Origin of the sequence: Arthrobacter sp. zg-Y1143, assembly GCF_030125565.1 — a bacterium.
Classification (GTDB): Bacteria; Actinomycetota; Actinomycetes; order Actinomycetales; family Micrococcaceae; genus Arthrobacter_B.
The window spans coordinates 329,447-348,015 of record NZ_JASKLW010000004.1 but is presented as its reverse complement, the minus strand read 5'-3'; the positions used below and the strand labels follow the sequence as shown (position 1 = coordinate 348,015).

Below are 18,569 nucleotides of genomic sequence, written 5' to 3'. Positions count from 1 at the left end.
TGGAACGGTTAGCCGTCCCTGGAATTACTCGTGACGGGTTACTGCTCGGCGGAGTCGCCGAGCGTAACGTCGGTGCTGGCGGCCTTTCCGTCGCGGGTGTAGTCAATGGTGACCTTGCCGCCCGCGGGCTGCATGCGGATGGCTGCAGTCAGTGACTGTGCATCCGTGACCGGCATACCGTTCACCGAGGTGACCACGTCGCCCTTCTTCAGGCCTGCCTTGGCGCCCGGGGACCCGGAGACAACGTCGGCCACATCTGCGCCTACCGTGAAGGTAGAGGAGGAGTTCGACGCCGTGGCCGGCTTCACGGACACACCGAGATAGCCGTGGGAGGCCGATCCGTTGTCGATGATTTCATCCGCGATGCGCTGGGCGTAGGTGATCGGAATCGCGAAGCCGACACCGATGCTGCCGCTCTCCTCCCCTGCGCTGCCCGAGGCCGCCGAGGCGATGGCGACGTTGACGCCGATCACCTCGCCGCTGGTGTTCACCAGTGCGCCTCCCGAGTTGCCGTGGTTAATAGCCGCATCCGTCTGGAGCACGTTCAGGAAGATCGAGCTTTCACCGGAGCTCTGGTCCTGCGAGGAACCATCCGGCGGAGCGAAACGGAAACCGTTGCCGTCATCTTCGGGCACCTGAGAAGAGTCCGAGTCCGACTCCGGAGCCGCGGAGGACTGGACGCTGATGGTGCGGTTGAGCGTGGAGACGATGCCGTCGGTGACGGTTCCGGCCAGGCCGAGCGGCGCACCGATGGCGATCACGGTGTCCCCGACGTTCAGTTTCTCCGAGTCCCCCAGTGCTGCCGGCGTCAGGTCCGTGGCGTCGACCTTGATGACTGCCAGGTCCGACACCGGGTCGGTTCCGACGACGGTCGCCTGCAGGACCCGGCCGTCCGAGGTCTGCACTTCCACCGTCGGGTCGGCGGCGGTACCGCCGAGGGTCACCACGTGGGTGTTGGTCAGGATGTGTCCCTCATTGTCCAGGATGATCCCGGAGCCCGTACCCGTGCTGCCTGATGCGGCAACCTCGATGGTCACCACGCTGGGTGAGGCCTTGACCGCTGCGGCGGTCACGGCGTTGACGCTGTCCTTGTTGTTGACGACAACGGTTTCGGACTGGCCGGTCTGCCCGGCGCCGTTCGAGTCGCCATCCATAAGGCTGTTGGCACCTACGGCGACGCCGCCGCCCAGGAGGCCCGCCAGCACCATGCCGGTCACCAGCGCTCCGGCGCCGAACTTCTTTGCCCGTCCCGGGTGTTCCTGCCCCGTTCCGGCCGGCGCCTGGAATGCCGTGCCTTCTGACCCGTCGGCAGGCGGTCCGTACGGGGAAGAGCCGTACGTTGCCCCGTGCGTCGGTCCGGTACCCGGTTCGGCGGACGGCTGCCCGGTCCCCGGTTGTGCAGCCCCTGGCTGTGCAGGTCCCGGCTGCGCAGATCCTGGCTGCGCAGATCCTGAGTATGACGACGGCGGCGCCGGCGGCCGGGGAGGCAGGTGGCGCTCAGGGCCGTCGGTTCCCCCGTGTTGCTCAGTCATGTGGGTTTCCTTTCCAAATTCGGTGTACCCATGGTGTAGCCACAACGTTTACGTATCCACTATGACAGCGGATTCTGGGACCTGCGCGCATGATTGCTGGACATCTGCTGTGAAGATCCCGAATGCCGGATCCGATATGCCGCGGCATCCCGCACCGGCACAACTCCACTGCAGCACCGACGAACCGGCAGGTCAGAGGGGGTGCGCAGCCACGGCAGCCGGGCGGAGCGCGGTGGACGGGGGTTAGGGCTGCCCCTAGAATCGGTACCAACGTCGAATCGGCAACAGGCAGTCGCAACAGCAGTCACAACACAGTCTGCGGTCGGCCTGCGCGACCCGCAACCAGCGGGCAATAACCAAAGGATGTTTTATGCGGTCACGGAACAGGTTGGGGGCCGTGTTCGGCCTGAGTGCGGTTGCGATCCTGTCCCCCGCGGCGGCGTCGGCGGCGTCCTCTGCCCTTGACCCGGCGTCGTCGTCGGTATCCTCCGTGGTTGCGCCTGCCGCAATGGTGCAGTCCGAATCCCCCGTCCGCATCCCGCCGGGAGAGGTTGTTGTGGACCCGGCCAATGTGCTGGGCGGCGAGGCGTCCAAGGTTGAACAGGCCATCAACGATGTGCAGCGCAGCACCGGCTACACGCTGTACGTGGTGTATGTGGACTCCTTCACCAGCCCCTCTGATCCCACGGCCTGGGCGCAGCAGGTAGTGGACGCCAAGGGGATGGGCAGCAAGGAAGCGCTCCTGAGCATCGCCACAGAGGACCGCAAGATCGAGGTCTCCACCGGAGACCAGAGTGTCCTGACCGAAGCCCGGCGCAACGCGATCCTGGCCGCAGCCACCGATCCCCTGCTCGGCTCCCGGGACATTTCCTCCTCCCAGTGGGCCACTGCCGCCCTCAACGCCACCGATTCCCTGGCAGACATAGCCCGCGGCGGCGACGGAGAAGTTGCTTCGTCCTCCGAATCCGGCGGCACCAGCGTGGCCCCCCTGGTAGTGGGCGGCGTCGTAGTGGCCGGCGGCGTGGGGACCGCACTGCTGCTGCGCAGCCGTCGGCGGAAATCCCCGGCGTCCGTTCCCGCTCAGCAGCAGGGACCGGCGGCTCCCGTGGATCCACTGGACACCATGAGCGTGCCTGACCTGCGCAAGCGGGCCGGCAGCCTGCTGGTCGCGGCCGACGACGCGATTAAGTCCAGTGAGCAGGAACTGGCCTTTGCGATGGCCGCGTACGGCGAAGACGCCGTCACCACCTTCTCCGAAGACCTGGCGGCCGCACGGAACCACATGGGTGAATCCTTCAAGCTGCAGCAGCAGCTGGATGACCACATCCCCGACACCGAGCAGCAGCAGCGGACCTGGCTCAAGGACATCATCCGCCGGTGCGAGGCCGTCAACGATTCACTCCAGGCGCACAAAGCGGAGTTCGACGAGCTGCGTGAACTGGAGAAGAACGCGCCCGCAGCGCTGGCCGCAGCACAGGCCGCGGCAGACCAGACCGCTTCCCGCCTCAGCACCTCTGCGGCAGCTTTGGACTCGCTGCGTGCCCGCTACGCGGCCTCCGCGGTGAACCAGGTCAGCGACAACATCGACCAGGCGAACGAGCGGCTCGCCTTCGTCTCCAGTGCTGCAGCCACGGCCAACGAAAAGCTCGGCGAGGGCGACACCTCCTCCGCGGTGGTTTCCGTGCGGGCCGCCGAAGAAGCCGTTCACCAGGCCAATGTGCTGCTCGACGCCATCGACAAGCGCGGACAGGAACTGGACGCCGCGCACCAGGAACTGCAGCGAGCGATTGCCGACGCCAACCAGGACCTCGCCCAGGCGGAAGCTTTTGCCGCCGGCGGCGGAAACCCGGGGCTTGCCGGACCTGTCGCAGGCGTGCGCGCCGCAGTGGATGCAGCCCGTCAGGCCATGGCAGCCGGCCCGGTTGATCCCGTGGATCTGCTCCGCCGGCTCGAAGCAGCCAACAGCCAGCTGGACGCCGCACTCGAGGGCATCCGGGACCGCCAGGAGCAGGAGCGCCGTGCACGGGATTCCCTGCAGCACGCCCTCATGGCCGCGCAGGCCCAGATTTCCGGAACGTCGGACTACATCCGTGCCCGCCGCGGCGGCGTGGGCAGCGAAGCGCGGACCCGGCTCGCCGAGGCCGAACGAAACCTGCAGCAGGCGGTAGCCCTGCAGGCGTCAGATCCAGTCAGCGCCCTCGCCTATGCCCAGCAGGCCAATGCGCTGGCAGCCCAGGCCGCAGATATGGCCCAGCAGGACGTTGACGGGTTTGACGGCGGGTTCGGCGGGGGCGGTTTAGGCGGCGGACGCGGCGGACGCGGGGGCAGCGGCCTGGGCGGCGCGGTCCTCGGCGGCATCCTGATCGACTCCATCCTGCGCGGCGGCTCCCACGGGGGCGGCTGGGGCGGCGGCGGATTCGGCGGCTTCGGCGGCGGAGGATTCGGCGGCGGCGGTTTTGGCGGCGGCGGAGGCTTCGGTTCCTCCGGAGGAAACTTCTAGCACTGCAGGGGCCAAAGCCCCGAAAGTACACCAAGATGTACCCGTAACGGTTTCATGGCGAACGCGGGCAATTCCGAACACAGCATATTGAAAGGCAGACACCGTGGTTAAGCAGTCAATTTTCGGACGTATCACCCAGTTGGCCAAGGCCAACATCAACGCGATCCTCGACCAGGCCGAGGACCCGCAGAAAATGCTCGACCAGATGGTGCGGGACTACAGCAACAACATCGCCGAAGCTGAAAGCGCCGTCGCCCAGACCATCGGCAACCTGCGGATGCTTCAGGACGATTACAACGAAGACATCCAGAACGCGCAGAACTGGGGCAACAAGGCCCTGGCCGCCTCCCGCAAGGCGGACGAATTCCGCGGTGCGGGAAACACCGTGGACGCCGAAAAGTTCGACAACCTTGCCAAGGTGGCCCTCCAGCGCCAGATCGCTTCCGAGAACGAGGCCAAGGGCGCCCAGCCGACCATCGCTTCCCAGGAAGAGATCGTCGAGCGGCTCAAGACCGGACTGAACCAGATGAAGGGCAAGCTGGACCAGCTCACCAGCAAGCGGGACGAGCTCATCGCCCGCGCCCGGAACGCCGCCGCGCAGACGCAGATGCACGACGCCATGAAGAGCATCGACGTTATGGACTCCACCTCCGAGGTGGGACGCTTCGAAGAGAAGATCCGCCGAGAAGAAGCCCGGGTCCGCGGTGCCAACGAACTGACCGCCTCCAGTCTGGACGCCCAGTTTGAAAGCCTGGAAGACCTCGGCGAGCAGACGGAGGTCGAGGCTCGCCTGGCCGCCCTGAAGTCCTCCGCGGGCACCAAGCAGTCCGCAATCGAGGAATAGCCCCACACGCACCTGCCGCCGCGGCAGCGGGCAGAAAGGGCGGACGCCTACCGGCGTCCGCCCTTTGCCGTCCGGGCACGCAGGGCCCGGCGCCGCAGCACCTGAGGCAGCACCAGCCACAGCAGGGCCACCACCATCCCCACTGCCAGCGCCGCCACGGCACCGGCGGCTCCCGACAGCACGATGTCGAAGATCAAACCGATGGTCCCGACCAGGATCAGTCCCACCAGCACCAGCGTCCAGCGCAGCAGCATGTCCGAATTGTTGACCAGGGCGCGCTTGATCCGCTGCTGGAAAAAGGTCCGGTGCATAACCACCGTTGACATCAGCAGCGCCGTCACGAGCACGGAAAGCACAACCAGCGCAAGGTAGAGGCCGATCTGGATCCGGTTGAGGCCGGCGAAGCGCTGCTGGAACGGCAGCGTCAGCAGGAATCCGGTGAGGATCTGGATACCCGTCTGGAGCACCCGGAGTTCCTGCAGCAAATCGGTCCAGTTGCGGTCCAGTTTCTGCAGCATGGTCTCACCGCGGTCCGGATCACGCTCCACGGGTCGCTGTCCCATAGGTGGAAGTCTAGAACGCGGCGGGAGCGGATATAAGGAAAGTCCCCCGAGGTTCCTTGCGGATCCTCGAGGGACTTTCCTTTTGGTTGCGGGGGCAAGATTTGAACTTGCGACCTCTGGGTTATGAGCCCAGCGAGCTACCGAACTGCTCCACCCCGCGGCGTGATATCTAACTCTACCCGCCGCGGGGTCCGGGTGCAAACCGGCCGGATTATGGCTGCCCGCCTAGTCGCCGCTGCCGCCGTCTGCAGCCGGTGCGCTGGCACCGTCGGTGGGAGCAGCGGGTGCTCCGCCGGCTTCGCCGCCGCTCTCCATCTGCTCCTGCGCCGCGGTGGCCCGGGTAATTGCGTCCTTCAGCCTTGCCTGCGCCTCGCCGTAGGCCGCGAAATCTCCGCGGCCCAGGGCGGACTGGCCGTCTTGGATGGCCTTGCCTGCATCAGACAGGGCGGTTGAGAGCTCCGACTGTGCCGTCACGTCGGTACCGGGTGTTTCCGGGGTGGCGCCCACGTTGCCGGAGTCGCCGGTGTCCGCACCGGAGTCTCCCCCGAAGATCTGGTTCAGCGCTTCGTCCAGGGTGGGAGCGAACCCGACCTTCTCACCGAAGTTGACCAGCACCCGCTGCAGTGTCGGATAGGACGACGCACCGGAGGACTGCACATAGACCGGCTGGACGTACAGGATGCCGTCACCGACCGGCAGGGTGAGCAGGTTGCCGTTGATGACTTCCGAAGCACCCTGGCGGAGCAGGTTCAGTGCATTGGACACGGTGGGATCGGAGTTGAAGGTGTTCTGCGCCTGGCCCGGTCCGGGCACGGCTGTGTCCGTAGGCAGCGACAGCAGGCGGAGCTTTCCGTAGTTCTCGCTCTTCACGCCGGCTTCGCCTGTTCCCGCGTCCGCATCCGCGGAGAGGAAACCGTAGAGCACGTTCCGGGCCTCCCCGCTTTCGGTCACGAACGGAATGAACGGGGTCGTCAGCGAGAACGTGGCCTCATCCTGGCCCGGCATCTGCAGGGACAGGTAGTACGGCGGCTGCTTGACACTGGAGTTGCCGCCGGTGGGGTCGGAGGGCACGCTCCACGCGTCGTCGTTCTTGTAGAACGAGTCCGGGTCGGTCACGTGGTATTTGCCCAGCAGTTCACGCTGGACCTTGAACTGGTCCTCCGGGTAGCGGACGTGGGCCAGCAGATCAGCCGACATCTCGCTGTAGGGCTTCAGCGTGGACGGGAAAACGCTCTGCCAGGACTGCAGCAGGGGGTCCTGGTCATCCCATGCGTACAGGGTGACCGAGCCGTCGTAGGCGTCCACGGTGGCCTTGACGGCGTTGCGGATGTAGTTCACCTGCTCCTGCGGCAGCGCAGCTGCACCGGGGGTCAGCGAGTCGGTGGTGGCATCCTGCAGTTCCTGCTGCGTGGAGTACGGGAAGTACTTGCTGGTGGTGTAGCCGTCCACGATCCACTTCACGCGGCCGTCGATGACCGCCGGGTAGGCATTGCCGTCCACGGTCAGGTACGGAGCGACCTTTTCCACCCGCTCGCGGGGGTCGCGGTCGTAAAGGATCTGTGATTCGTCGTTGATGGCGTCGGACAGCAGCAGCTCGGTGGACTGGAACTTGATCGCGTAGACCAGCTGGTTGAAAAGGTTTCCGACGCTCGGGCCGCCCTCTCCGCTGAACGTGGTCTGCGATTCCTCTTCCGAGTTGCCGGTCTGCGGCCGGTCGATCTCCACCGGGTCGCTGCCCTCGGGGGCACCCACCACGGAGTACTGCGGAGAGTTCTCACCGAAGTAGATCCGCGGTTCGTAGGATCCGTCTTCCGTCAGCACACCGGTGGACGGTATGCCCGATTCCATGAAGCTGGGCTTGCCGTCGGCCTCGACGGTGGAGCCCCTGGCGGCCACCACGCCGTAACCGTGCGTGTAAAGGATGTGTTCATTGACCCAGCCGGTGGGCACACCGCCCACGTTGAGCTCACGGACCGCGATGACCGTGTCCTGGACTTCGCCGTCGATCTCGTAGCGGTCCACATTCAGGGTCTGCGGGAACTGGTAGTACTGGCGGAACTGCTGCAGCTGGCTGAACGCATCGGATACAACGTTCGGATCGAGCAGCCGGATGTTGGAGGTGGTGCCGGCATCCTGGGCCAGGGCACCGGCATTGGCATTGACCGTGGCGTCATAGGGAATGACCTCGGTGTCGGTCAATCCGTACGCTTCGCGGGTGAGGTCGATGTTGCGCTGGATGTACTCGCGTTCCAGGTTCAGCTCCGAGGGCTGGACCTGGTAGCGCTGGACAATCCAGGGGTAGATGCCGCCGGCCACGATGGCGGTGATGATCAGCATGGCGGTGCCGATGATCGGCAGCCGCCACCGGCCGATCACGGCGGAGAGGATGAACAGCACGGCAACGATGACCGAGGCGACGGCCAGGATGGCCTTGGTGGGGATAACGGCTTCGACGTCGGTGTAGAGCGCGCCGGTCCAGGTTCCGGAGGTGCTCAGCAGGGTGTCGTAGCGGTCCAGCCAGAAGTTCACGGCCTGCAGGATCAGGAACGCTGCGGCAATGATCGCCAGGTGCAGGCGCGCCGGGCGGCTCACGAAGACGCCCTTTTCCTCCAGCCGGATGCCCCCGTACAGGTAATGGGTCAACAGCCCGGCGATGCCGGCAATCACCACCACGCTGATCAGGAAACCGACGAGGAACCCGATGAAGGGCAGGGTGTTCAGGTAGAAGCTGTAGTCCATGTTGAACTGCGGGTCGGTTTCCCCGAAGTCCTTGCGGTTGAAGAAGAGCAGTGCCTGCTGCCACATGGACATGGCCGCCGTGCCGGCGAACCCGCCCACCACAATGGGGATGCCGATCATCAGGAGCTTGCGGACCGGTTCAAGCTGGGCCTGGTACCGGTTCAGGTTGTCCTGCAGGGCGCTGTCCGGGGCATAGATGGGCCGCGATACATAGGCCACCCGGATACTGGTGAACACCCCGGCGGCCATTACGAGGAAAGCGGCGAGGAACATGCAGATCCGGGTCAGGTTCTCCTTGACGAAGACTTCCAGGTAACCCAACTGGTTGAACCACAGGACATTGGCATACACCTGGGAGAAGTACACGAAGCCAATGACGAGCACGGCCACAACAATCAGCGTGGCGATCAGCGGGCTGCGCCGCCGTCGCCTGCCGGTGGCTGTTGCTGCGCCGGGTCGGGAGAATGGGCCGTTTGGTCCGGAAGTCACAGTTACCTCATCGTTCGGTGCGTCGGCTCGCGGCCTCGCCGGGTTGCACCGGTGGGAGTGGTTCCGGGGGCATTTTCAACCCCTTTTCCCCGCCGGAAGGCCCTGAAGCCGTCCCTACTCATTCTGCCTTGGATTGTTCCCCGGCTGCCACTTCCTGCGGACTCCGATTCCAAGCTTGTCCCGATCGTAACGAGGCCGGGCCGGTCAGCTACCCGTTTACGCTACAAGCTGCACTGCGGCAGATCGGCCGGGTTAGTACCGGCCGCGAGTTTTTCGACGGCGTCCCTCGCCTCGTCCAGCGTGGACACCTTGACCACTGCCAGTCCTTCGGGGATGTGGTCCACCACCTCGGCGCAGTTCGCCTCCGGGGCCAGGAAGAATTCCGCACCCGCGTCCGAGGCGCCGATGAGCTTCTGGCGGATTCCGCCGATGGGCCCGACGTTGCCCGCAGCATCGATGGTTCCCGTACCGGCAAAGTGCCTGCCGCCGGTGAGCTGCTCCGGGGTGAGCCGGTCCACGATCCCCAAGGCGAACATCATGCCGGCGGACGGGCCGCCCACCCGGTCCATTCCCTCACCGATCCGCACCTCGAACGGAAAATCGAAGGTCGTCGCCAACTCGATTCCGAGCTGGTAGACGCCGGAGTCCGACTTTCGGGGCGTCAGCGTCTCCGTGACCTCGGAGCCGCTGCGCCGGACCGTGACATCCACCGGTGACCCGCCGGCGTCGTTCAGCGCGGACCGGAGGGTGTCGATGCCGTCGACAGGCGTGTCCCCCACTGCCAGCACAGTGTCGCCGGCCTGCAGCACGCCCTCGGCGGGGGCACCCTCGACGACGGACCCCACGGAGAGCTCCTGGGTATACGGGATCTCCAACAGCGTCAGTGCTGCTGCCACGGCGGACTCCTGGGACGAGGTCATGGCAGCGGCGTTCTCTTCATCCACCTGCTCGCCGGTAGTTCCCGGCGCGTAGAGGAAATCGGCGGGGTACACGACGTCGTTGGTGTTCACCCAGCCCCCCAGGGCCTGGAAAATGCTGATGTTGGTGCTGGGACCGCCGGCCACGTAAACCGTGGTCAGGTCCAGCTCACCGTCAGTCGGGTAGCTGCGCTCCCCTTCGATTTGGATGATGTCCTTGCCGCCGGCGGTTCCGAGCGTGTTGAACGTGGGTCCCGGGGACTCCACCACGTACTGGGCCGGCAGGAGCAGCCCCGCCCCGCCGAGGACAAACGCGAGAACGCCCGAAACGAGGATGCCGCGGGACCGGGGCGAGCGCTTGGCCGGCACCGGCTTTCCGTCGCCCAGACCCTGGTAGGGGTAGACGGAGTAGCTGCCGTCAGGCTGCGGTGCCGGGGCGCCCGGTCCCTGCGGGCGGGAGTTACCCGTTCCGCCTCCCCCGTACCCCGCGCCGCTGCCGTCTTCATGTGTGGGGCGCAACTGTCCAACCTTTTCCTGCGTTTGTGCCGTGCATATAGCCGGACATGTGTGTGTGCCGTACGTGTCTGCGTACCCGCCTTGTGTTGCCGGGCACCACCCTGCAAGCCTACGCCCGCACCGCAAGCCGGGCGTGCAGCCGGGCTTTGCCTACAGCGAACGAAATACGGCCGTGCGGGACAGGCCTCGGGCACTGCCGGTAACGTAAAGGCAATATGGTCGGCTGCTGCCGGGCATCGTAAGCGTTATCCTCTTATCTCCTTCCACAGGACCGGTGGTATCCCATGAGTTCCAATCCTTCCGACCGCGGGGACAACCCCCAGGATCCGCTGTCCGAAATGCTTGCGCGCCTGTTCGGCGGCGGCGGTGCCGGCGGCATGGACCCCTCCGAGCTGGCCAAGGCAGCGGGACTTCCCTCTGATCCGAATGCCATGGCGATGATTTTCCAGCAGGTGCAGGCCATGTTCAGCACCCCCTCCGACGGTCCGGTGAACTGGCAGCTGGCCAAGGACAATGCACGCCGGGTGGCCGCGACCGGCAGTGATCCCTCCACCGGCCCCGCCGCGGCCCGCGAGGTCGACGAAGCCCTGCACCTGGCCGAGCTCTGGCTGGACCCGGCCACGGACTTCGCATCAACTGCCGCCCTCGGCCGGGCCTGGTCCCGCGCCGAATGGGTCGAGGCCACCATGGACTCATGGCGCCGCCTGACGGAACCGGTGGCCGTCAGCATTTCCGAAGCGCTATCCAACGCGATCACCACCCAGATGCCCGAGGAAATGAAGTCCATGATGGGCGGAGCGTCCTCCATGCTCGCGAACATGGGCGGGGCGATGTTCGGCATCCAGCTCGGCCAGGCCGTGGGTGCCCTGTCCAAGGAAGTGGTCAGCTCCACCGACATCGGCCTGCCGCTCGCCGCCGGGACCATGGCACTGCTGCCGGCCAACGTTGCCGCTTTCGGCGAGGGCCTGGACGTCCCCGACACGGAAATCCGGCTTTACCTCGCAGTCCGGGAAGCAGCCCACGCCCGGCTGTTTGCCCATGCTCCGTGGCTTGCCTCGCACCTCTTCGGTGCCATTGAAAGCTACGCCCGCGGCATCCACATCGACATTTCCAAGATCGAAGAAGCCGCCCGCGACATTGATCCCGCGAATCCCGAATCCATCCAGTCCGCCCTTTCCGGCGGGGTCTTCCAGCCGCAGCGCACACCCGCCCAGGACGCCGCCCTGGAACGGCTGGAGACGGCGCTGGCCCTGGTGGAAGGGTGGGTGGACGAAGTCACCGCCGCAGCCACCGCCAACCTGCCGTCCGCAGGAGCACTGCGGGAAATGATCCGCCGGCGCCGGGCCAGCGGCGGCCCGGCCGAGCACACCTTCGCTTCGCTGGTGGGCCTGGAGCTGCGTCCGCGGCGGCTGCGCGACGCAGCCGCCCTGTGGGCGCACCTCACCGAGGAACGCGGCATTGAAGGGCGCGACGCCGTTTGGCAGCATCCGGACCTGCTTCCCACCTCGGAGGACCTGGACGATCCCAAGGGCTTCAGCAAGCGGCGGGAACTGCTCGAAGCGGCAGACTCCGACGTCGATGCGGCGTTGAAGCGCCTGCTGGAAGGCGGCTTCGATGAGCCCGCCGAAGATGCTGCTCCCGAAAACCCCGAAGAGAACGCTGCCGAAGACACCGGCGCCGACGGGAACGCTGCCGACGCGGGCCCTGCTGACGGCGGTCCGGAAGAAGGCACCGAGGAGGATGGCAACCCGAAGCCGGGCTCCAACTAAAAACCGGGTCCCACTAAAAACCGGGTTCCAACGGATCCCGGCTGGACCGGCAAGAGGACTGGTTCCGGCGGGCACAGCCCGCGGGAGCTAGTCCTCTTCCATTTCCCCCTTCAGCCCGCGGGCGCTGGCAAAGGCTGCTCCAGAAAGGAACGCCTTGGCGGTTTCCGTTTGCGGGTACGTCTCCAGCAGCCGCCAGAACGCGGCTCCGTGCGAGGGCACAATCAGGTGTGCGAGTTCGTGCAGCAGCACATAGTCCACCACCCAGTCCGGCATTCCCTGCAGCTTGTCCGACAGCCGGATGCTGCCCCGCGCCGGGGTCGCAGAACCCCAGCGGGAGTTCTGGTTGCTGACCCAGCGGACGGACTCGGGCCGGGCCTTCCCGGCCAGGTAGGTGCGGGACAGTTCCCCCGCCCGCGCCATCAGCCGGCTGTCGCTGGTCTGGGGAGTCGATTCCCGGGCCACGCGCTGTTCCAGCCGGGCAACCATGCGCTGAACCCATTCGGCTTCCTGCTCGCGGCTGAAGTGGGCCGGGATGGACACCAGCGCCACCCCGTCCCGGAAGACGGCGTTCACGGTCCGCTTGCGCCGCGCGGAACGCCGCACCTGGATGGGGATTCCCGAGCTGGTGGTAGCAGGGACGGACGCGCCGGCGGAAGGATGAGGCATATTTCCAGCCTAGACGGCGCCGGTGACGGTCCTGCACCTTGTGGATAACCGCCGGCGGCAAGCCGTCCCGTGCCAGCATGGTCAGCACCCCGCCCGCGGCGGGCCATGGACTGGACACACCAGGCCACACCGGGACACAAGGGAGCACAGCCATGCGGATCAATCCGGGAGTGCACGTATTGGAAGTATCGCCCGGTGCCAGGCAGCTGGGCATCGGCGCCGGGTCGCTGCTGCTGCGCAACCTCCAAGACGCCGACGTCGCGTTCCTGGCCGCCCTGCGCAGCGGAGTCCCGGACGGCACGGAGCAGGATGCTGCGGCGGGTGTGTTCCTTTCCGCGGAGCGGGCTGCGTCGCTGCTGGAGGTTTTGGAGCCGCTGCTCATTCCGCAGGAAACCACGGCCTCTCCCGTCCCTTCCCTGCGTTCGGAACGCCTGCAGCCGGATGCCCAGCGGCTGGCAGCGGCTTACGCCGCCAACGGGGAGGAATCGGTCCGCCGCCGTGCGGCGGCCACCGTGCTGGTCGAGGGCCTGGGACGGACCGGGGCCCTCCTCGCCCGCACACTGGCTTCCGCCGGCGTCGGAACCCTGCTGTTGGCCGACCCGGCTGCCGTGGCCCCGACGGATGTGGGTGCGTCCTATGCGATGACGGATATCGGCATGAACCGCGCGGCAGCGGTCAAGCGCCACGTGTTCCGGATCGACCCCACCCTGCAGGTGCTGGTGCACTCCGGTATCCGGGTCCGCTCCGAGCCTGTGCCGGTGGATCTGGCGGTGACGGTCCAGGCGGCAGGCTTCGGTGCGGCAGGCGGCCGTCCGGCCGAGCCGACGGCGGCTGCCGACGGCATTCCCCGCTTGGTGGTCTCCGCGCAGGAGGACGGGTGGGATGTGGGTCCGCTGGTGGTTCCGGGGGCCACTGCATGCCTGGAATGCCTGGACCTGCACCGCGCGGACACCGACCCCGGCTGGTTCGCGGCCGCGGATGCCCTGGCCCGCCGCGCCGGGGGCCCGGCTGCCGGCACCGTCTTGGACTGCTCGGGTCCGGACGGCGAGGAGACCGCCGGATCCGTGCTGGCGGCAGGGACCGCGGCCACGGCGGCCCTGGTGTTCCTTGACGGGATTAACCGTCCGGCGCTGTATTCCGCCCTCCTGCAGGTGCGGGCCTCGGACGGCTACTCCCGGCTGCAGCAGCTGGATTACCACCCGGCCTGCGGATGCCGGCTACAGCACCGCCTGAACCGGGTGGCCTGACGGCCAGGAAGGGTTTCCGTCCAGCGGCGCCTATGATCCAGCGCTGGCCTCGAGTACCTTCAGCACCTCTTCGCCGTACTTTTCGAGTTTGGACGGGCCGACGCCGGGCAGCGTGGCCAGCCGGTTCAACGACGGCGGCCTGTCCTCGGCGATGGCAACCAGTGTCGCGTCGGTGAAAACGACGAACGCCGGGATGCCTGCTTCCGAGGCTGCCTCCCGCCGCCATTCGCGCAGCGCCTCGAATGTTGCTTCCTCATAGGTCACCGGGCAATCCGCACAGCGGCCCACCTTGCGTTCGGCACCGGTGTTCAGCAGGGCACCGCAGCTGCGGCACTTCGCCGGGCCGGTGACCTTGCGCCGGGCCTGCCGGGCCGGGCCGGCCGTCCGGCCTGCGTCGCGTTCGGTGCGCGGACGCAGCCCGTCCAGGAACCGGGACGGCTTCCGGTTGGCCCGTCCGCCCGGTGTACGGGCGGTAGACCAGGACAGGGCAAGGTGGACACGGGCACGGGTGATGCCGACGTACAGCAGACGCCGTTCCTCGTCCACGGCTTCGGGCGTATCAGCGAAGGAAATGGGCATCAGGCCCTCGCTCAGTCCGACCAGGAACACCGCGTCCCATTCCAGGCCCTTGGCCGAGTGCAGGGAAGCCAAGGTGACGCCCTGGACCCGAGGCGCGTGCTGCGCAGCTGCTCGTTCCTCAAGTTCGGCCACGAAGTCCTGGAGCGTGAAAATGGCCTCGGGGTCCCGGGTCCGGGTCACCTGCAGTTCTTCGGACAATGCCACCAGGGCGGCGAGTGATTCCCACCGCTCGCGCGTGGCCCCGCCGCCGGCCGGCGCCTCGGGGGTGTAGCCCAGCGACGCAAGGATGTCCTTCACCAGCTGCGGCACCGGTTCATGGCCGACGGAGCGTGACGCCGCGCGCAGCTGAAGCACGGCATCGCGGACCTCGCGGCGGGCAAAGAACCGCTCGCCGCCGCGCAGCTGGTAGCCGATGCCGGCCGAAGCCAGTGCCTGCTCGTAGGCCTGCGACTGCCCGTTGGTCCGGAACAGGACGGCGATCTCACTGGCCTGGACGCCCTCCTCCAGGAGAGCCTTGATGGACGACGCTACGTGCGCCGCTTCGGCTTCGTCGTCGGCGCATTCGGTGAACGTCGGTTCCGGTCCCGCCGGCCGCTGCGCCACCAGTTCCAGGGGCGTTGGCCACGGCGGCGCCGTGCGGTTGCGCTCCCCCTCGGCCGTCCGGGCCGCGAGGATCCGGTTGGCGAGGCCCACCACCTGCGGGGTGGAGCGGTAGTCACGGACGAGCTTGACGACGTCGGCGTCCGGGAACCGCTTGGTGAAGTCCAGCAGGTGCCGGGGTGTGGCGCCGGTGAAGGAGTAAATGGTCTGGCTTGAATCGCCCACCACGCACAGCTCGTCCCGGGCACCGAGCCACAGGTCCAGGAGGCGCTGCTGCAGCGGGGAAACGTCCTGGTATTCGTCCACCACGAAGTGGCGGTACTGGTCCCGCACCATGGCCGCTACCCGCTCATCCTCCTGCAGGATTCCCACCATGATGAGCAGGACATCCTCGAAGTCGATGATGTTGCGGTCCACCTTGACGTCTTCATAGGACTGGAAGATGCGCGAGATAGCGGTCAGGTCGAAGCCCGCCGGCGGCTCCCGGTCCGCTGCCGCCCGGACGTAGCTGTCCGGGGTGAGCATGGACACCTTGGCCCATTCGATTTCGGCAGCGACGTCGCGGATGGCCGCGCGGTCCGTGGATAGCCGGAGGCGGCGGGCTGCCTCCGCGATGATCTGTGCCTTGTGGTCCAGCAGCCCGGGCATGGCACCGCCAACGGTGTGCGGCCAGAAGTACTGCAGCTGCTTCAGGGCCGCGGCGTGGAAGGTGCGGGCCTGGACACCGTTGGCGCCCAGGTCCCGCAGCCGGGTCCGCATTTCCGCCGCGGCGCGGGCAGTAAAGGTCACGGCCAGCACCTGCTGGGGTTTGTACACACCGGTGGCCACGCCGTACGCCATGCGGTGGGTGATGGCACGGGTCTTACCCGTGCCGGCGCCGGCCAAGACACACAGCGGGCCCGTCAGGGTGGTGGCGACTGCCCGCTGCTCGTCGTCGAGCCCGGACAGGATGAGTGCTTCGGGTGATTCGCTGCTCATGGGCGGGCGCCGGCCTCCGGTTCGGTTATGGTCCCGCCGTACCAGCGCTCGATCAGGTTCCGGGCAATGGAAATGGGGCCTGCAATGGTGATTTCTCCGCTGGACACTGCGGCTGCGAGTTCGGACCGGCTGAACCAGCGGACGTCGGACATTTCCACACCGTCCGCCCGGGCAGCCGGGTTGGCGGTGCGGGCCGTGAAGCCCAGCATCAGTGAACAGGGGAACGGCCACGGCTGGGAACCCAGGTACTGCGGGGAGTGGACAACCACCCCGGACTCCTCCTCCACCTCCCGGATCACGGCTGCTTCCAGCGACTCCCCCGGCTCCACGAATCCGGCCAGGGTGGAGTACCGGTTACCCGGCCACGCCGCAGCGGAGCCCAGCAGGATGCGGTCCTGCTCATCGGTGACCGCCACGATGATGGCCGGATCGGTGCGCGGAAAGTGCGAGCTTCCGTCTTCGGGGCAGCGCCGGACCCAGCCGCCCTGCTCGGGCACGGTGGGCGCACCGCAGCGCGGGCAGTGGGTGTGCGCTGCATGCCAGTTGGCAACTGCTGCAGCTTCAACGAACAGTCCCGCGTCCAGGGCCCCGAGTTCGGTGGCGGATTCGCGCAGGCTGGCCCAGGCTGCGCCGTCGACGGCGAGCGCCGGATCGGGTTCCGGCAGCGTGACCAGCACGATGTCCGATCCCAGCGGCACCTGGGCGTCTTCCAAGGTGCGTCCCAGGTAGACGGGTGCGTCGCCGAAGCCGTCCGCCGGCGGGTCCAGCAGCACGAGGGCGGAGTCCCGGACCAGGGCACGGCCCTTCGCAAAGTACATAACGCGGGTGGCGGCATCCGCCCGGATGGTCTCGAAAAGGTCGGGAGCGATCCGGCGCTCGGATCCGCGGTCCACCGCCGTCCGGGCCAGCGGTAACAGTCCAAGGGGGGAAACAAATGCTGCCGGTGCCGGAATACTCATACCACCTACCGTACTGACTCCCTCCCCCCAAACTGTAGTTGGCCCCCGGCCCCGGGGGCTGCTTGAGGTTTTCCTCACGGTTTGGACGACTCGCCGCCGCACTGCGGTTATTCAGGACACATCTGCCCATACGGTTGAAGATGTGAAACGGACCCCCATGGAATTGGCTGCAATGGCCAGCGCTGCCGTCCCAGGGCTGACCCCAACCGGCGTTGCCGGTTCCCCCGACGATGCCGCGGATTTTGACGCCGCGCTGCTCGTGGACGACGCCGGACGCAGGTGGCGGGTCCGCTCACCCAAGCACCTTGAAGCGAGCATGCGGCTGGAGACCGAGCTGCTGGTCCTGCGCACCTTCGTCCCTGCGGTCCGGGCCGAGCTGCCGTTTGTGCTGCCCTACGTGGCCGGAACCGTCCGCCAGGGTGAACTATGCACGTTCGTCTACTCCCACCTGCCCGGGGCCACCCGCAGCATCGATGCCCTGATGACCTCCGGGCGTGCCGTGGCGGCGGAGATCGGCCGCGCCATGGCCGCCGTCCACGCTTTGCCCCGGGAACTGGTCACCCGCGCCGACCTGCCCAGCTACACCGCCAACGAATTCCGGCAGCGCCGCCTGAACGAACTCGACCAGGCCGCCACCACCGGGCTGATCCCCTCGGTCCTGCTGCGGCGCTGGGAACACGCCCTGGAAGACGTGTCGCTGTGGCGGTTCAAGCCCACAGTGGTTCACGGGGACCTGCATGAAGACAACATCCTGCTGACCGGCGAGCGGGTCAGCGCCGTCACGGGCTGGACCGACCTCCGCGTGGGCGACCCGGCCGACGACTTTGCCTGGCTGATTGCCGCCAACGATCCGCGGTTCACCGAGACGGTCCACAGCGCGTACCTGGAGGCAAGCACCGATCCGGAGGATCCGCACCTGATCCGCCGCGCCGCGCTCTCTGCCGAATTCGCGCTGGCCCAATGGCTGGTCCGCGGTGTCGCGGCGGAAAACTCCACCATGGTGGATGAGGCCGTGGAAATGCTCGCCACCCTCGAGGAGGATGTGCTGGAGCAGGAAGCGGCTGACCAGCGGGCTGGCCAGTACCGTGCGGCAGCGGACGCCGTCCCCCGGACCGTCAACGTGCCCGTCGATGCTGATGCTCCGGCTGATGCTTCCGCCGATGCTCGCGCGGCCGCCAAGCCTGACTCCGCCAAGGTTACTGTGGCTCCCATCGAGCCCGCCGGGGAGCAGGCCGATGGCACCGACGACGGAACCGACGAGGGCACCGAGGCCGGAATTGAGGCTGCCGATACCGACGGTGACCGCGTTGCTGCAGACGACGACGAGACCGGGGCCTCCGGCCGTGTCCAAGGTCCGGGCCTGGCCGAAGTCATTGCGCTGCCGGCACGCGGCGCCGCAGTCCCGGCCGGGGACACGAACGCCGAAGCCGACGCCGACGCGGGAAGCGAAGACTCCGAGGCCGCAACTGCGGAAGCGGAAGCGGAAGGAGGACCCGAGGCAGCAGATTCCGCCGCAGAGACGGCCCCCGATGCAGAGACGGAGGACGATGCAGGGGCCGCCGTCGATACTGCTCCGACCGGCGCCGACGGTGCAGGAACCGGGAGCGACACCGCCACCACCGCACTGCCTCTGATTCCGGTTCGGAAGCAGTAGCCCGCCTTCAGCCCGCA

Annotated in this window: 12 protein-coding genes and 1 tRNA gene; 5 read left to right on the top strand and 8 right to left on the bottom strand. The window is 67.3% G+C overall.

Going from position 1 to position 18,569, the window contains the following annotated elements:
- Positions 1-38: 38 nt before the first annotated feature.
- A complete protein-coding gene (locus tag QNN98_RS05740; protein ID WP_283996488.1) occupies positions 39-1,532 on the bottom strand; it encodes a S1C family serine protease in 1,494 nt (497 codons plus the stop codon).
- 397 nt (positions 1,533-1,929) lie between these two features.
- Between QNN98_RS05740 and QNN98_RS05735 the strand changes: the two genes are divergently transcribed.
- Together QNN98_RS05735 and QNN98_RS05730 are read left to right on the top strand one after the other, a co-directional pair.
- A complete protein-coding gene (locus tag QNN98_RS05735) occupies positions 1,930-4,032 on the top strand; it encodes a TPM domain-containing protein (RefSeq protein WP_283996487.1) in 2,103 nt (700 codons plus the stop codon).
- A gap of 103 nt (positions 4,033-4,135) precedes the next feature.
- The gene (locus tag QNN98_RS05730) at positions 4,136-4,876 is read left to right on the top strand and encodes a PspA/IM30 family protein (protein WP_283996486.1); all 741 of its coding nucleotides are present in this window, start codon (positions 4,136-4,138) and stop codon (positions 4,874-4,876) included.
- A 47-nt stretch (positions 4,877-4,923) separates the two neighbouring features.
- Here QNN98_RS05730 and QNN98_RS05725 read toward each other — a convergent pair whose 3' ends face one another.
- From QNN98_RS05725 to QNN98_RS05710, 4 genes are all read right to left on the bottom strand, one after another.
- On the bottom strand, positions 4,924-5,439 hold the full coding sequence (locus tag QNN98_RS05725; protein ID WP_229957533.1) for a DUF6328 family protein: 516 nt from the start codon (positions 5,437-5,439) through the stop codon (positions 4,924-4,926).
- Between the two features lie 83 nt (positions 5,440-5,522).
- Positions 5,523-5,599, bottom strand: a tRNA-Met gene (locus tag QNN98_RS05720).
- A gap of 65 nt (positions 5,600-5,664) precedes the next feature.
- Positions 5,665-8,667 (bottom strand): UPF0182 family membrane protein, encoded by a 3,003-nt coding sequence (locus tag QNN98_RS05715; RefSeq protein ID WP_283996485.1) that lies wholly within the window; start codon positions 8,665-8,667, stop codon positions 5,665-5,667.
- Positions 8,668-8,888: 221 nt separating this feature from the next.
- On the bottom strand, positions 8,889-10,103 hold the full coding sequence (locus QNN98_RS05710) for a YlbL family protein (protein ID WP_283996484.1): 1,215 nt from the start codon (positions 10,101-10,103) through the stop codon (positions 8,889-8,891).
- Positions 10,104-10,384: 281 nt separating this feature from the next.
- Here QNN98_RS05710 and QNN98_RS05705 point away from each other — a divergent pair, with 281 nt between their 5' ends.
- Positions 10,385-11,869 (top strand): zinc-dependent metalloprotease, encoded by a 1,485-nt coding sequence (locus tag QNN98_RS05705; RefSeq protein WP_227925001.1) that lies wholly within the window; start codon positions 10,385-10,387, stop codon positions 11,867-11,869.
- 87 nt (positions 11,870-11,956) lie between these two features.
- Here QNN98_RS05705 and QNN98_RS05700 read toward each other — a convergent pair whose 3' ends face one another.
- On the bottom strand, positions 11,957-12,535 hold the full coding sequence (locus QNN98_RS05700; RefSeq protein WP_283996483.1) for a M48 family metallopeptidase: 579 nt from the start codon (positions 12,533-12,535) through the stop codon (positions 11,957-11,959).
- 152 nt (positions 12,536-12,687) lie between these two features.
- Here QNN98_RS05700 and QNN98_RS05695 point away from each other — a divergent pair, with 152 nt between their 5' ends.
- Complete coding sequence (locus QNN98_RS05695) at positions 12,688-13,782, top strand: ThiF family adenylyltransferase (protein WP_283996482.1); 1,095 nt, start codon at positions 12,688-12,690, stop codon at positions 13,780-13,782.
- A gap of 30 nt (positions 13,783-13,812) precedes the next feature.
- On the opposite strand, the gene QNN98_RS05690 is transcribed toward QNN98_RS05695, so the two are convergent.
- On the bottom strand, positions 13,813-15,939 hold the full coding sequence (locus QNN98_RS05690; RefSeq protein ID WP_283996481.1) for an ATP-dependent DNA helicase UvrD2: 2,127 nt from the start codon (positions 15,937-15,939) through the stop codon (positions 13,813-13,815).
- On the bottom strand, positions 15,936-16,898 hold the full coding sequence (nudC, locus tag QNN98_RS05685) for an NAD(+) diphosphatase (protein WP_283996480.1): 963 nt from the start codon (positions 16,896-16,898) through the stop codon (positions 15,936-15,938). The genes QNN98_RS05690 and nudC overlap by 4 nt, the downstream gene beginning before the upstream one ends.
- Before the next feature lie 157 nt (positions 16,899-17,055).
- On the opposite strand from nudC, the gene QNN98_RS16455 reads away from it, so the two are divergent.
- Positions 17,056-18,552 (top strand): phosphotransferase, encoded by a 1,497-nt coding sequence (locus QNN98_RS16455; RefSeq protein ID WP_349643212.1) that lies wholly within the window; start codon positions 17,056-17,058, stop codon positions 18,550-18,552.
- The last annotated feature ends 17 nt before the right edge of the window (positions 18,553-18,569 follow it).